Source organism: Streptomyces phaeolivaceus, assembly GCF_009184865.1.
Lineage (GTDB): Bacteria > Actinomycetota > Actinomycetes > Streptomycetales > Streptomycetaceae > Streptomyces > Streptomyces phaeolivaceus.
On record NZ_CP045096.1, the window covers coordinates 9,538,101 to 9,552,363 of the forward strand.

Consider the following 14,263-nt stretch of genomic DNA (forward strand, 5'->3'; position numbering starts at 1 on the left):
TGATGCGCGGCGCCGCGCGCGGGCGCCGCCTCGACCGCCTGTTCGACGGCCCGGTGGACGCGTAACGCCCAGGCCGTGTACGCGGCGACCGCGCCCGGCTCGGGATCGGTGGCCAGCAGGGGGTGCCGTTCGGCGACGTACGAGTTGAGCGGGCGGCCCTCGACGAAGTCCATGACCAGGAAGCGGTGGTCGCCGAGAGTGAAGTGGTCGCGCACCTCGGGCACCACCCCGAGCCCGGCCAGCCGCTCCAGGGCGGCCCTCTCCCGCTCCAGCCGGGTGACCGCGTCGGCCCCGTCGGCGGCCAGCCCGGCGTGCGGGCGCCCCTCCTTGAGGACGACCCGGCGGCCGTCGCGGGTGTCGGTGCCGACGTAGACCCCGCCGCCGTTGGAGAAGTGCGGCGCCTTCTCGATGCGGTAGGGCAGATCGCCGACCGTGGTCGTGTTGCGTGCCGCGAGCTGCGGCTCCAGGAACGCGGGCAGGGGCACCCAGTCGGGGACATGGAAGGTCGGCTTCCGCTGGTCCGGCACGAGCGTGCCCTCGCCGTCGCGGACCGCCGGGACGAGCGTGCCGCGCTCGTCGACGACGAAGGAGCGGGCGAAGGCGCCGTAGCGGACGTAGAGGGGGCCCTCGTTCCAGCGCAGGTCGGTGAGGATGTACGGGCCGTCGAGGCCGTCCAGGAGCGCGCCCAGCTCGCGCAGGACGAAGTGCAGCCCCTCCTCGTCGGCCGGGTAGATCGTGACGAACTTGCCGCTGGTGTCGCGGGACGCGTACTTGGCGTTGCGCAGATGCAGCAGACGCGGGCCCGGCACGAACTTGAACGGAATCGACCGGGGCACGCAGTAGTCCCACACGAGCGCCGCGATCCGGTCCGCGTTCGCCCGGGTGGCGGAGGCGTGCACCTTCCATCCCTGTGGGGCCGGGACGGGGCCGGCCGCCGTCGTCGACCGGGGGCAGGGTCAGCCAGTCACCGATCCGGGCGGCCCGCCAGCCGTCGGGGACCGGGCGCCGGGCGGTCTCGTAGCCCGGGGCCGCCGGGGCCGCCGGGGCCGCCGGGGCCGCCGGGGCCGCCGGGGCCGCCGGGGCGGAGGGGGTGGTGGCCGAGAGGCGGTCCGGTGTCTCGTAGAAGTGCCTGTCGGCGAGCGCGTACGCCTCGTACCGCTTGTCCGTGCGCGTCCCCCGAGTCCGTGTGCCGGCGTCGCCCCGGCCCTCTGTGCCGGGTGACGACGAGCCTTCCAGCCCGCCGGAGGGCCGGACAGTCACGGCTGTCACCAGAAACCCGTCACGGCTGTCACGCGCCCACCGTGCGGAACGCATACGTAAAGATCTGTTCGGCCGCATTCGAACGCGGGTGCGGGCGGGGAGCGGGGCCCCGGCCTCGCGGAACGGTCCCAGGGGCTGCGCGCGCGTGCCGGAAGCGCTGTAATTGCGGACGTGGTCAGAGAGGGCGCGGCGGAACGCGGAACGAGGACGCTGCGTGCCGAACTCGCGCTCAAGACGCTCGCAGGCGATCTCGATCCGCAGGAGCGGCTGCACGCCATCCTCGAACAGGTGCTCGTGTTCACGAGCGCGACCGTCGTCATGGTCTACCTCCCGGACGGCGAGGGCGAGGCACTCTCCCTGGCCGGCTCGGCCGGCGTCCCGAGAAGCCTCTACGGCCTGCGCGACAGCTACCCGTCCACGGGCCCCACCCCCATCGCCGAAACCTGCCGCACGGGCCACCCGACCTGGTCCACGTCGCACCACCTGCCCCAAGCCATGCCTCCCTCCGAGACCGCCGGTCCCTCCCTGGGGTCCGCCCCGGACCCGGACACGGGCCCCTCCCCGGGCGCCGGCCCTTCCCCGGACTCGGCTCCTTCGCGGGACGCCGGGAACGCGCGGGACGGCGGCCCTGTCCGGGACGGCGGCGAGGCCCAGGGCTCCGGCCCGGCCCGGGACGCCGGTAACTCCCACGACTCCGGCCCGGCCCGGGACGCCGACCCTTCCCAGGACTCCGCCTCAGCCCCGGACACGGGCCCTTCCCCCGGCCCCGCCCCCTCCCCGAGCCCCGCCCCCTCACCGGCGTCGGATGTCCGGCGGATCCCGGACGAGGGGTTCTCGCTGGGTGTGTTGCCGTTGCGTGAGCGTGGTTGTCTGGTTGCCGTCGGTGATGGGGTGGACGCGTTCGACGCGGAGGATCGGCGGTGTCTGGATCTGCTGGCCGAGGCGGTGACCAGCGCCGCTCCCGCCCCGCCCGCCGGGCCCGGCGCCGCCTTCGACCTGGCCATGGACACCGGACGGGTCGAGGTCGACGACAAGCTGCTTGAGCTGTTCGGCATGGGCCCGGACGACTTCGACGGCCGCGTCGAGACCCTGATCGCGCTGACCGTGCCCGAGGACCTGCCCGCGCTGATGTCCGTCGTGGAGGCGGACCACATGTCCATCGGCGACCGGGAGCTGGAGTTCCGCATCCTCCAGCCCTCCGGCGGCCAGAAGTGGCTCCGGCTGCGCGGCCGGATGCTGCCCGGCGGCGAGGACCGCCCCACCCGGCTCGTCGGCACCGTCGCCGACGCCTCCACCCTGCGCACCGGCCGCGGCGACGTGGCCCGTATCCAGCGCCTCGCCGCCGCCCTCGCCACCGCCGGCACCGTGCGCGACGTCAGCCAGGCCGTGGTGACCGCCCTGCGCAAGCCCCTCCAGGCCGACCGGATCGCCCTCGCCGAGCTGGAGGGGGACCGCCTGGTCGTCACCGTCCTCGATCCACCGCAGCCGGAGGTCTGGCCCGAGGTGTGGCGCTCGGAGTGGCGCGGCGAGTGGCCGGACGCGCCGGTGCGCACCATGCCGACCCTCGCCACCGCGCTCCGTGAGGGCCGCGCCGGCATCTGGCCCGCCGGAGCCGATCTGGAACCGGCCCTCGCCCACGTCGGCCCCGGCGGCCTCGCCGTCCTCCCGCTGCCCGCCGGCGGCCGGATGGCCGGGGCCTGTCTGATCGGCTGGGACAACCCCCACGACTTCGGCCCCGAGGAGCGCGCCCTGCTCACCGCCGCCTCGGGCCTCGCCGGGCAGGCCCTGATGCGCGCCCACGCCTTCGACGCCGAGCACGAACTCGTCGGCATGCTCCAGCGCACCCTGCTCCCGCGCCGCCTGCCCCAGCTGCCCGGCGCGGTCGCCGTCGCCCGCTATCTGCCCACCACGGCCGGTCTGGAGGTCGGCGGCGACTGGTACGACGTCATCCCGCTCCCCGACAACCACGTGGCCCTCGTCATCGGCGACGTCCAGGGCCACAACGCGGGCGCCGCCACCCTCATGGGCCAGATGCGCACCGCCCTGCGCGCGTACGCCGTCGAGGGGCACCCCCCGGACGTCGTCGTCTCGCACGCCAACCGGCTCCTCATGGACATGGAGACCGACCTCTTCGCCACCTGCTGCTATGTCGACATCGACATGGAGGAGGGCTCCGCCTGGTACGTCCGCGCCGGCCACATCCCACCCGTGGTGCGGCACCCGGACGGCACCACCGAGATCAGCGAGGCGGAGGGCGGACCCCCGCTCGGCGTCGTCATGCGGGCCGACTTCCCGATGAGCCCCCTGCGGCTGGCCCCCGGCACCCTGCTGGCCCTCACCACGGACGGTCTCGTCGAGTCCGCCGACGTCGACGTGGAGGACGGCCTCGACCACCTCGCCGCCGAACTGTCCGGCGCCGACCCCGCCCACCTCGGCGTGGTCGCCGACACCCTGCTGGGCGGCGCCAACCGCGACGACGACGTGGCCCTGCTCCTCATCCGCTACGACGGCATGGCCCTGCGCCCCCAGCGCGAGAACTGGAGCGTGTGGCGCGTCCCCCAGGCCGTCGGACAGGCCCGCCGCCACACCCGGCGTGTGCTGCGCCGCTGGGGCGTCGAGTCCACGGCCGACACCGTGCTCCTGGTCGTCTCCGAACTCGTCACCAACGCCCTCGTCCACACCGACGGCCGGGTCCGCCTCGACCTCACCCTCCTGGCCGACCGCCTCCGTGTCGCGGTCGCCGACTCCTCGCCCCGCACCCCCATGAAACCCACCATCATCGGCTGGGAGGCCACGGGCGGGCGCGGCATCCTCCTCGTCGAGGCCATGTCCTCGGCCTGGGGCACGGTCCCGGTCAGCGGCGGCAAACAGGTGTGGGCGGAGATCCCCATCGAGTGACGGCCCAGGGCCTGTCGTCACATTCCCGTCTGCCCCGCGACGCCCGGCACGTGCTCTCGCCGCACCGGGCGAAAGCCCAAGTACATCCAGTACGAGGGCTTCCGCCCGGCACGCCGAGAGCACGCTCCCCCGGTCTCGGCTTCGCTCGACCGGGAGGTACCCCCACGACGGCGCGGGGCCGCCCTTCGGGCGACGACGGGAATGTGACGACAGGCCCTGGGGCGAGTGACAAGCTGGCCGGGTGCGTCTGCTGCTGATGTCCGACACCCATCTGCCCAAGCGCGCGAAGGCGCTGCCCGAGCCGCTCCTCGCCGAACTCCCGCGCGCCGACGTGGTCGTCCACGCCGGTGACTGGGTCGACGAGGCCACCCTCGACCTCCTCGAAGCCCGTTCCCGCCGGCTGGTCGCCGTGTACGGCAACAACGACGGCCCCGGCCTGCGCGCCCGCCTCCCCGAGGTGGCCCGCGCCGACCTGGCCGGGCTACGGCTCGCCGTCGTCCACGAGACCGGCGGCGCCCAGGGCCGCGAGCCCCGCTGCGCCGCCCGCTTCCCCGACACCGACGTCCTGGTCTTCGGTCACAGCCACATCCCCTGGGACACGACCGCGTCCACCGGCCTGCGCCTGCTCAACCCCGGCTCCCCGACGGACCGCCGCCGCCAGCCCCACTGCACCTACATGACGGCGGCGGTCACGGACGGCGAGCTGACGGACGTGGAACTGCACCGACTCCCGCCCCGGACCTGAACCGGGCGCCCGCCGCCGCCCTCAACCACTCGGGTGCGGCGGATGGATCACCCCGGTCGTCGCCGTCAGCGGCATCCCGCTGCCGCCCCACCGCAGCGCGACGATCTCCGCCGCGACGGAGACGGCCACCTCCTCCGGCGTACGGGCGCCGAGGTCCAGGCCGACGGGCGAGCGCAGCCGGGACAGTTCGGCCGCGCCGAGCCCGGCCTCCCGCAGCTGCCGCATCCGCTCGTCGTGCGTACGGCGGCTGCCCATCGCCCCGATGTACGCGGCCGGGCGGCGCAGCGCCTCCACCAGGAGCGGCACGTCGAACTTGGGGTCGTGGGTGAGGACACAGATCACCGTACGGTCGTCGGTGGCGGTGTCGCGCAGATGGCGGTGCGGCCAGTCGACGACGACCTCGACGGCGGCCGGGAAGCGTTTCGGGGTGGCGAAGACCGGGCGGGCGTCACACACCGTGACCCGGTATCCGAGGAAGTCACCGATCCGGGCCACCGCCGCCGCGTAGTCGATCGCGCCGAACACCAGCATGCGGGGCGGGGGCGCGTAGGAGTGCAGGAAGACGGCGACCGAGTCCTCGCGCCGCTCGCCGTCCGGGCCGTAGTGCCGCAGCCCGGTGGCCCCCTGCGCCAACTCCCCGCGCGCGTCGGCGGCGACCGCGGCGTCCAGCCCCGGTGAGCCGAGGGTGCCGAGAATGCCGGGGGCGGCGGCGGTGGGGGCGCCGGGAGGGGTGGTGGGCGCGCAGGTGGCCGTGTCCGGCCGTACGGCGAGGGTGGCGCCGCGCGGGGCCGGGCCGTCGATCACGGTCGCCGTCGTCACCGGGTGGCCGGCGGCCACCGACTCCACGACCCGCCCGAACGTGGGGTCCTCGGCCGCCGACACCCGCCGCACCAGGAGCGTGATCTCCCCGCCGCAGGTCAGCCCCACCGCGAACGCGTCCTCGTCGCTGTAGCCGAAGGTGTGCAGCCGTGCCTCACCGGAGGTGACGACCTCCTGGGCCAGGTCGAACACCGCGCCTTCCACGCAGCCGCCGGACACACTCCCCACGACCTCGTCGCCGGGGCCCACGGCCATGGCCGCGCCCGGTCCGCGCGGTGCGCTCCCGCTGACCGCGACGACGGTGGCCAGGCCGAAGGGGGCGCCTGCCGCGTACCACGCCCCCACCACCGAAAGAATCTCCCGCACGGGCCGCACCTCCTCTCACATCCGTCCCCCCGTGCTCCCAGCGTCCAACAGTTCCCTCGCCCCCGCCGCCCGCCGACCTCGACCCCCTCGACCGCACGGAGAACCTGCTGAGCCCGACCGGTGATCGCGCGGGGCCCCGTCACCGGGTCTCCGCGCGGGCGCACAAGGCCTCGCAAGGTCGCCCGGGGGTGCCCAGGGCAAAGAATCAGCCGTGACAGGTGAACTGTCTTGCGAAAACGGGTACTTACTCGTGCGTCAGTTGCTATTGACGGCCCGCCTGCCCATTGGGACGGTAGTGCGCATGTCGAATGTGGCGGACATGTCAAGATTGCGCACTCGTCTGCTCGGTGTCCTGATCCTCGTCACCGGCTTCCTGACCACGGCGGGCCCCACCCAGCCCGCCTCCGCTCTCACTGACGAACTCTGGTTCGACGCCCGGGCCGCCGCGACCCTCACGGTCGACGGCGGAACGTTCAAGGACGGCCTCGGCCGCGAGGTCGTCCTGCGCGGCTACAACGTCTCGGGTGAGACGAAACTCAAGGAGAACAACGGTCTGCCCTTCGCCTCGGTCGCCGACGCGAAGAAGTCGGCGACCGCGCTGAGGGCACTCGGCGGCGGCAACTCCGTCCGCTTCCTGCTGTCCTGGGCGTACGCGGAACCGGTGCGCGGGCAGGTCAGCAGCTCCTATCTCGCGGCGGCCACCGCGCAGATGGGCGCGTTCCTGGACGCCGGGATCAGGATCTACCCCGACTTCCACCAGGACCTGTACTCCCGCTGGCTGTTCGACTCCGACAGCTGGTACACCGGCGACGGCGCCCCCAAATGGGCCGTCGACCTCGGCGACTACCCCGACGAGTACTGCGGGATCTGCCCGTTCTGGGGCCAGAACATCACCTCCAACGCGGCGGTGACGGAGGCGACATACGACTTCTGGCACAACACCCGGGGCGTCCAGGACTCCTTCCTGGACACCGCGCAGAAGACGATGGCGTACATGAGGGCGAACCTCACGGCCGCCCAGTTCCAGGGCGTCGTCGGCTTCGACCCGTGGAACGAGCCGCATCCCGGGATCCTCGACTCGGGGCAGACCAGCAGGACGTGGGAGAAGGACGTCCTGTGGCCGTTCTTCGTCAAGGTCCGTGCCCGGATGGACGCGGCGGGCTGGCAGTCCAAGCCCGCGTTCGTCGAGCCGAACGTCTTCTGGAACGCCAACCTCGACTTCCAGCGGCAGGAGGGCGGACTCCTCGACGCGGGCACGATCGGACCGCGCTTCGTCTTCAACACCCACTTCTACGACCAGAAGGCGATCTCCGGCGTCTTCATGTGGGGCAAGGCGGAGGACGGCCAGTACGTGACGGACTTCGGGACCGTGCGCGACCGGGCCGCCGCCGGTGGCACCACCGCGATCATCAGCGAGTTCGGACACCCGCTCATCGGCTCGGTCTCCGACAAGGCGCCCACGGTCTACAAGGCCATGTACCAGGCGCTCGACTCCCGGGTGAAGGGCGCGAACTGGTGGGCGAACCCGGCCTCCTCCGGTCCGGTCCTCTCCGGTTCCCAGTGGCAGTGGGACATCTACAACGGCCGCCACCACGAGCTGATGAACGACAACCCCGACAAGGCGCAGGTCGAGGGCGACGCCTGGAACGACGAGGATCTGTCGGCCGTCGGTCTCGACGACTCCGGTACGGCCGTGCTCCGCCAGGACGCCCGGATGCTGGACCGGATCTACCCGAGCGCCACGGCGGGCAGCACGGTCGCCTTCACCTACGAGGACCGTTCGCGCGACGGCTCCACGACCCTGACGTGGAACCCGGTGCCCGGTTCCCTGCCGAACGTCTCCTCGCTCGTCGGCTCCGGCCAGTACTCCCTGCTGGTCTGGCGCTCGGACGGCAGTACCGAACCGACCGAGCTGCACCTCCCGGCGTCGTTCCCCACCGCGTCCACCACCGTGGTGTCCGATCTCGGGGTGACGGCCGCGCCGCCCGCGTACACCACGTCCACGCCGATCGCCGCCGCCAAGGAACCGGGCGGCACCGGCAGCCGCCGTCTCCTGCTCACCGCCGCCGACACGGGCAAGCTCCACTACGCCCTGGTCACCAACGGCGCGACCGCCCCGACCGCCGCACAGCTGAGCGCGGCACGGACCGAGCTGTCGGGCTGGCTGGCCTCGAAGTTCGGCTGAACGACGACCGACACCCGTTCGCGAAAAGTAAGGATGGCCTGACTTCACCAGAGGAATCGGGACACGACAGACTTGTGCGGCGGCCGGACCCGGCCGTCGCACAAGTGACGTTCTGTCGGGAGGAACAGCGTGGCGGGCAGGCTCAAACAGCCCACCGGCCGATACGGGGGCAGGTCCGCGGCCGAGCGCCGGGCCGAGCGCCGCGGCCGTTTCTTCGACGCGGGCCTCCAGCTCTTCGGCGACAGCCCGGGGTTCCGGGCGACCACCATCGCGGGGCTCAGCGAGGCCGCCGGACTGTCGACCCGCCAGTTCTACGAGGAGTTCAGCAGCCTCGAAGACGTGCTGGCCGCACTCCACCTCCAGGTCAACGACTGGGCGGAGGAGGCCGCGCTCACCGGCCTCGCCACGATGGACGGACGGCCCGTCGCCGAGCGCGCCACCGCCGCGTTCCGCGCCTACGCCGCGAACGTCACCGGCGACCCGCGCCGACTGCGCATCACCTTCACCGAGATCATCGGCGTCAGCCCCCGACTGGAGCGCCAGCGCCTCGAACGCCGCTCCCGCTGGATCGACTTCATCTGCGCCGAGGCGACCGCCGCCGCCGAGCGCGGCGAGGCCGTCCACCGCGACTACCGCATCGCCGCCACCGCCTTCATCGGCAGCGTCAACGGCCTCCTCCACGACTGGCAGGCCGGCTGGGTCGACGCCCCCCTCGACGAGGTGGTCGACGAACTGGTCCGCCTGTTGCTGGGGGTACTGCGACCGGACGGGTGGAGACCGGAGGGCGCCCGGGGCGGTGAGCCGGCTTCCTGAGGACGCCACACACCGGCCGGCTCACTCCTCTCACCCCAGCCGGTTCACCGCCGCCAGGACCGGGGCGACCCCGTCCTCCGCGCGCAGTTCATCGGCCACGGTCCGGGCGCGGCGGGCGTACGACGGGTCGCCGGTCGCCCGCCGCAGCGCGGCCGTCAGGGCGGTGGCGGTGAACCCGCGCAGCGGGACGGCTCCCGGTGACACACCGAGGGCGACCAGACGGGCGGCCCAGAACGCCTCGTCGAACTGGACGGGGAGCGGCACGGCAGGGACACCGGCGCGCAGTCCGGCCGCCGTGGTGCCCGCGCCCGCGTGGTGGACGACGGCCGCCGTACGGGGGAAGAGGAGGGAGTGCGCAACCTCGCCCACGGTGAACATGTCCTCGCCCTCGCCGCGCAGTTCGCCCCACCCTCGCTGGATCACCCCGCGCAGCCCGGCCGCCCGCAGGGCCCGTACGACCTCGTCGCTCATCCGTTCGGCATCGGGCACGGTCGCGCTGCCCAGCCCCACGAAGACCGGGGGCGGCCCGGCGTCGAGGAAGTCCAGCAGCGGGCCGGGCAGTTGGTCCTCGCGGTCGTACGGCCACCAGTAGCCGGTGACGTCCAGCCCGGCCCGCCAGTCGCCGGGGCGGGCGACCACCCGGGGGCTGAAGCCGTGGAACACCGGCCAGCCCAGCCGCTCCCGGGCGCGCCGGGCGGCCACCCGGCCGGTGCGCGGAAGGCCGTACTCGGCCCGCAGCCTGCGCACCTCCTCGGTGAAGATCCACTCGACGGCCGCGTTCACCGCGTGCCCGGCCGCCCGGTTGCCGACGGCGCCCCAGGAGCGGACCCCGGTCATCGGCGGCGCGAACTCCCTTGTGGGCGCCAGGGGTTGGAGGTTCACCCCCATGGTCGGGGTCGACAGTCCCTGGCCGATGGTGTGTCCGAGCGGCGCCAGGGTGCCCGCCAGCAGCAGGACGTCACTGGCGCGGGCGGCGGCCACCAGATCGCCGGCCATCCGGCCCACCAGACTCCGGGCCATCTCCACCGCCCGGTACAGCTTCCCGGCCCCGGTGGAACTGCGGTGCAGCCCCTGCCCGCGCTCCGACTCCAACTCCTCCCGCGGATCCACCGGCATGGAGTGGAAGGCGACTCCCGAGCCCGCCACGAGCGGCTCGAACCGGGCATGCGTCACCAGCGTGACCTCGTGCCCGGCCCGCGCCAGCCCGTGGCCCAGCCCGGTGAACGGGGCCACGTCACCCCGGGAGCCCGCCGTCATGATCGCTACACGCACGCCCGACAGTATGGCGGCGCGGGCGGGGCGAGACAGGGGGACCGGACCGCGATGACCCGAAAAGGCCCCTGCCCCCTTGCCCGGTGGGGCCGCTCACCGCTCCGACCGGCGCTCCGCCCCGGTCACCGTCTGCTCCAGCAGCGTGGCGATCGTCATCGGGCCGACCCCACCCGGTACCGGGGTGATCAGTCCGGCCCGTTCGACGGCGGAGTCGAAGTGGACGTCGCCGACGTTGCCCGGGTTGTACCCGGCGTCGACGACCACGGCCCCCGGCTTGATGTCCTCGCCCCGGATCAACTCGGGCCGCCCCACGGCCGCCACCACGATGTCGGCCCTCCGCACCTCCGCAGAGAGGTCCCTCGTCCGGGAGTGGCAGTACGTCACCGTGGCGTCCCGGCCCAGCAGCAGCATGCCCACCGGCTTGCCGAGGATCGCGCTGCGGCCCACGACCACGGCCCGCCGCCCGGCCGGGTCCACGTCGTACGCGTCGAGCAGCCGCATGATGCCGCCCGGTGTGCAGGACTGGAACCCGGGCAGCCCGAAGCTCATGGCCGAATAGGAGCCGAGGGTCACCCCGTCGACGTCCTTCTCCGGCACGATCGCCTCGAACGCGGCCCGCTCGTCGATGTGTTCGCCCATCGGGTGCTGCAGCAGGATGCCGTGCACGCCGGGATCGTCGGACAACTCGGTGAGGGTGCGGACCAGTTCGGCGGTGGTCGTCCCGGCCGGCAGCTCGACCTGCCGCGACGCGATACCGGCCTCGCGGCAGCGGTTCCGCTTCATCCGCACATAGGTGACGGACGCCGGGTCCGCGCCGACCAGCACGGTCGCCAGGCACGGGGCGGTACCCGTGCGCGCGGTGAGCGCCGCCGCCCGCAGCGCGGTCTCCGCGAGGATCCGCCGCGCGAGCCCGGTCCCGTCCATGAGCCGGGCCCGCCCGGTCGGCGAGGCGGACGAGGCGGACGATGCGGGTGAGGACGGGGAGAGCTGGTGTGCCTGGGTCATGAGCCGCTCCTGGGCGTCGTGGTCGGAGGTCGACGGTCGCCCAGGCGCGCGGCGGATCACGACGGGCCGCTCCCCGGTGGTACTCCACCTCAGCGCCAGTCACGACCCACCGCCCACGGTAGCCCGCGCCTCCGAGGGCGGGACACCCGCCTACCGGTGATGGCGGAGGTGGGCCGCCCGCCGCGCGGTCGCCGTGGGCGGCAGCCGGCGGGGGAGCGTCGCGCGCATCGCCGAGCGGACCAGGGCCGTGGACAGCCGTCGGCCCATCGCCGTGAGCGGGCGGGGACGGCGCGGCGGTCCGGCGTGCCCCAGCGAGAGCCTGGCCGAGAAGGTCCAGTTCAGCCGAGAGGTGACCCTGATCCGCATCGGAGGTCCTTCCGTTCGTCCCGGTCGGCTACTCGTCCCAGGCCTGGATCATGGTGTGGTCGACGATCTTTCCGTCGCGCAGGGAGATCATCGAGCTGGCCAGCACCCGTACCCCGTCGGGGTAGAGACAGGACTCGGTGAAGGCGACCTGATCGCCCTGGACGACGCACTGCTCGACCTTGTGGGTCAGGTCGCGGCTGAACACGTCGTCGAACATCGCGGCGATCTCGGACCGGCCGTGCAGGACCTTGGGGTGGCTGGGCTGGGTGTCGCGGTCCACGACGCGCAGTTCGGCGTCGTCCGCGTAGAGCGACAACAGGGTCGCCGCGTTCGCTTCCTCCGTGCCCCGGCGCAGCGCTTCGACATCGAAGGCGGGGCTCGTCGAGGTTCCCATGGATGACCTCCTTCGAAGGCCGTGGCCCGGCAGCGGGCAGCGGGCCGCGAACGGCCTCTCCTTCTCGAGCCTCCTCCGCCGGGCCGGGCTCGGCAAGCGCGGCCGGGGCGTGCGGTACGGCGGGCGGCGTGCGCCTCACGGGTGAGCGGCCGTGACCGTCCGGGGCCGGGGAGCGTTGCTGAGGGCATGATCTCAACTCGACGCATCGTCGCCGCCGTGGGTCTCGCCATCGGTGTCACGGGACTGGCCGCACCGATGGCGAACGCGGACGCCACGGCGGAAGCGACCGGGCTCAACCCGATGACCACGCTGGACTCGCTCGCGGTCAGCGACCTCCCCGAGGAGCACAGGGCGGCCCTGCCGCGCCCCTCGGAGCAGCTCAAGAGCCTCAACCACGTCCATGAGCTGAACCGGCTGAACGAGCTGCACCAGGTCACCGACCTGGCCGCGCCCGCCCTCGGCCTGGTGGGCGCCGTCCAGTAGCGAAACCGGTCGAATCCGACGAGAGCCCCGCCGCGCGGACAGCGCGGCGGGGCTCTTGACTTTCCCCGGGTCCGGGCAGAACATCACGGAAGGGTAACGTGAAGCGAATTTCGCAGGACGAACGCAGCTGAGCGATCAAGCTCGATCACGTACCGTCGTCGATATGTATCCGAGGAAGTCGCACCATGGCCATAATCCGTGACCTTCTGATCGGTGGCAAGGATGTGCCCGCCACGTCCGGCCGCACCGCCGAGGACCTCGACCCGTTCACCGGGGAGGTGTACGCGACGGTCGCGGCGGCCGGTCCCGAGGACGTCCGGCGGGCGGTGGACGCCGCCGACGCCGCCTTCGAGGAGTGGGCCGCGCTCAGCCCCTTCGCCCGGCGGGCGATCTTCTTCAAGGCCGCCGAGCTGCTGGAGGGCCGGGGCGACCAGGTCGCCGACATCATGGCCCGGGAGGCGGGCGGCACCCGCCCGTGGGCGTACTTCAACGTGGCGCTCGCGGCGAACATCCTGCGCGAGGCGGCAGCCGCGATCACCGCGCCGCGCGGTGAGGTCCTCGGCACCCAGAAGGAGGGCGCCCTCAGCCTGGCGGTGCGTGAACCGCTGGGCGTGGTGGCCGCGTTCGCGCCGTGGAACGCGCCGGTCATCCTCGGCGTACGGGCCGTGGCGGCACCGCTGGCCGCCGGGAACACCGTCGTCGTCAAGCCCAGCGAGGACGCGCCGATCGCCTGCGGGCTGCTGGTCGCGGACGTGTTCCGGGAGGCGGGGCTGCCCGACGGCGTGCTCAACGTGGTCACCAACGCGCCCGAGGACGCCGCCGAGATCGCCGAGGCCCTCATCTCCGACGCCCGGGTGCGGGCCGTGAACTTCACCGGCTCCACCGGCGTCGGCCGCATCATCGGTGAGCTCGCGGCCCGTCATCTCAAGCCCGCCGTGCTGGAGTTGGGCGGCAAGAACTCCGTCATCGTGCTCGACGACGCCGATCTGGACTACGCGGTCGACGCCGTCACCTTCAGCGTCTTCATGAACGCCGGGCAGATCTGCATGTCCGGCGACCGGATCCTCGTCCACGAGTCGCTGGCCGAGGAGTTCGCGCAGAAGTTCACCGCCAAGGTCGGCACCCTCCAGGCCGGCGACCCGAACCACCCGCACACCGTGGTCGGCCCGCTGGTCAGCGCCGACGCCGCCCGGCGGATCGCCGCGCTGGTGCGGGACGCCGTCGCCAAGGGCGCCACGGTCCTCACCGGCGGCGGACAGCCGGAGGGCGCGGTGCACCCGGCGACCGTGCTCACCGACGTCACCGAGGACGCCGACCTCTACTACCAGGAGTCCTTCGGCCCGCTCTGCGTCCTGGAGACGTTCGCCGCCGACGACATCGCCGTGAAGATCGCCAACGACACCGACAACGGTCTGAGCTGCGGCATCATCACCGAGAACGCCACCCATGGACTGGCCGTCGCCCGCCGGATCCGCACCGGCATCGTGCATGTCAACGACCAGTCCGTGGCCGACGAGCCGATGGCCCCCTTCGGCGGTGTGAAGGCCTCCGGCTACGGCCGCTTCGGCGGACGCTGGGGCATCGAGGCGTTCTCCAACACCCGCTGGGTGACGATCGCCGGCCAGCAGGCGCACTTCCCCTTCTGATTCCGACGGAT

General features: G+C 73.2%; 11 protein-coding genes, 1 pseudogene and 1 riboswitch. Of the genes and pseudogenes, 6 read left to right on the forward strand and 6 right to left on the reverse strand.

Annotated elements, in window-relative coordinates; genetic code table 11:
* Nucleotides 1-11 precede the first annotated feature (11 nt).
* Nucleotides 12-1,164: pseudogene (locus F9278_RS43410) on the reverse strand (class III lanthionine synthetase LanKC N-terminal domain-containing protein); the annotation flags it as partial.
* Nucleotides 1,165-1,431: 267 nt separating this feature from the next.
* On the opposite strand from F9278_RS43410, the gene F9278_RS43415 reads away from it, so the two are divergent.
* Together F9278_RS43415 and F9278_RS43420 are read left to right on the forward strand one after the other, a co-directional pair.
* The gene (locus tag F9278_RS43415; protein WP_226967190.1) at nucleotides 1,432-4,158 is read left to right on the forward strand and encodes a SpoIIE family protein phosphatase; all 2,727 of its coding nucleotides are present in this window, start codon (nucleotides 1,432-1,434) and stop codon (nucleotides 4,156-4,158) included.
* 241 nt (nucleotides 4,159-4,399) lie between these two features.
* Nucleotides 4,400-4,903 carry a metallophosphoesterase family protein gene (locus F9278_RS43420; protein ID WP_152173225.1) on the forward strand — a complete coding sequence of 168 codons (504 nt, stop codon included), beginning with the start codon at nucleotides 4,400-4,402 and terminating at the stop codon, nucleotides 4,901-4,903.
* Nucleotides 4,904-4,924: 21 nt separating this feature from the next.
* Here F9278_RS43420 and F9278_RS43425 read toward each other — a convergent pair whose 3' ends face one another.
* Nucleotides 4,925-6,088: an XdhC family protein gene (locus tag F9278_RS43425; protein WP_152173226.1), complete on the reverse strand. Its 1,164-nt coding sequence runs from the start codon at nucleotides 6,086-6,088 to the stop codon at nucleotides 4,925-4,927.
* A gap of 301 nt (nucleotides 6,089-6,389) precedes the next feature.
* Here F9278_RS43425 and F9278_RS43430 point away from each other — a divergent pair, with 301 nt between their 5' ends.
* A complete protein-coding gene (locus F9278_RS43430) occupies nucleotides 6,390-8,273 on the forward strand; it encodes a cellulase family glycosylhydrolase (RefSeq protein ID WP_152173227.1) in 1,884 nt (627 codons plus the stop codon).
* Between the two features lie 129 nt (nucleotides 8,274-8,402).
* On the forward strand, nucleotides 8,403-9,086 hold the full coding sequence (locus F9278_RS43435; protein ID WP_152173228.1) for a TetR/AcrR family transcriptional regulator: 684 nt from the start codon (nucleotides 8,403-8,405) through the stop codon (nucleotides 9,084-9,086).
* A 30-nt stretch (nucleotides 9,087-9,116) separates the two neighbouring features.
* Here F9278_RS43435 and F9278_RS43440 read toward each other — a convergent pair whose 3' ends face one another.
* From F9278_RS43440 to F9278_RS43455, 4 genes are all read right to left on the reverse strand, one after another.
* Nucleotides 9,117-10,343 (reverse strand): glycosyltransferase, encoded by a 1,227-nt coding sequence (locus F9278_RS43440; protein WP_152174500.1) that lies wholly within the window; start codon nucleotides 10,341-10,343, stop codon nucleotides 9,117-9,119.
* A gap of 108 nt (nucleotides 10,344-10,451) precedes the next feature.
* Entirely contained in the window at nucleotides 10,452-11,282 is an 831-nt protein-coding gene (locus F9278_RS43445; protein WP_226967388.1) for a bifunctional 5,10-methylenetetrahydrofolate dehydrogenase/5,10-methenyltetrahydrofolate cyclohydrolase, read from the reverse strand.
* 112 nt (nucleotides 11,283-11,394) lie between these two features.
* Nucleotides 11,395-11,476, reverse strand: a riboswitch (ZMP/ZTP riboswitch).
* Between the two features lie 37 nt (nucleotides 11,477-11,513).
* Nucleotides 11,514-11,729, reverse strand: coding sequence for a hypothetical protein (locus F9278_RS43450; RefSeq protein WP_152173230.1), 216 nt, complete (start codon nucleotides 11,727-11,729; stop codon nucleotides 11,514-11,516).
* Nucleotides 11,730-11,757: 28 nt separating this feature from the next.
* Nucleotides 11,758-12,123, reverse strand: a complete 366-nt coding sequence (locus F9278_RS43455; RefSeq protein WP_152173231.1) for a nuclear transport factor 2 family protein — start codon at nucleotides 12,121-12,123, stop codon at nucleotides 11,758-11,760.
* A gap of 186 nt (nucleotides 12,124-12,309) precedes the next feature.
* Between F9278_RS43455 and F9278_RS43460 the strand changes: the two genes are divergently transcribed.
* Both F9278_RS43460 and F9278_RS43465 read left to right on the forward strand, forming a co-directional pair.
* Nucleotides 12,310-12,606 (forward strand): hypothetical protein, encoded by a 297-nt coding sequence (locus tag F9278_RS43460; protein ID WP_152173232.1) that lies wholly within the window; start codon nucleotides 12,310-12,312, stop codon nucleotides 12,604-12,606.
* Nucleotides 12,607-12,791: 185 nt separating this feature from the next.
* Nucleotides 12,792-14,252, forward strand: a complete 1,461-nt coding sequence (locus F9278_RS43465; protein WP_152173233.1) for an aldehyde dehydrogenase family protein — start codon at nucleotides 12,792-12,794, stop codon at nucleotides 14,250-14,252.
* The last annotated feature ends 11 nt before the right edge of the window (nucleotides 14,253-14,263 follow it).

Bases quoted from the DNA above. Each gene is read 5' to 3' on its own strand.
- F9278_RS43430 (WP_152173227.1), top strand. From the start codon at position 6,390: ATGTCGAATGTGGCGGACATGTCAAGATTGCGCACTCGTCTGCTCGGT.
- F9278_RS43440 (WP_152174500.1), bottom strand. From the start codon at position 10,343: ATGACGGCGGGCTCCCGGGGTGACGTGGCCCCGTTCACCGGGCTGGGC.
- F9278_RS43445 (WP_226967388.1), bottom strand. From the start codon at position 11,282: ATGGACGGGACCGGGCTCGCGCGGCGGATCCTCGCGGAGACCGCGCTG.
- F9278_RS43450 (WP_152173230.1), bottom strand. From the start codon at position 11,729: ATGCGGATCAGGGTCACCTCTCGGCTGAACTGGACCTTCTCGGCCAGG.
- F9278_RS43455 (WP_152173231.1), bottom strand. From the start codon at position 12,123: ATGGGAACCTCGACGAGCCCCGCCTTCGATGTCGAAGCGCTGCGCCGG.
- F9278_RS43460 (WP_152173232.1), top strand. From the start codon at position 12,310: ATGATCTCAACTCGACGCATCGTCGCCGCCGTGGGTCTCGCCATCGGT.
- F9278_RS43465 (WP_152173233.1), top strand. From the start codon at position 12,792: ATGGCCATAATCCGTGACCTTCTGATCGGTGGCAAGGATGTGCCCGCC.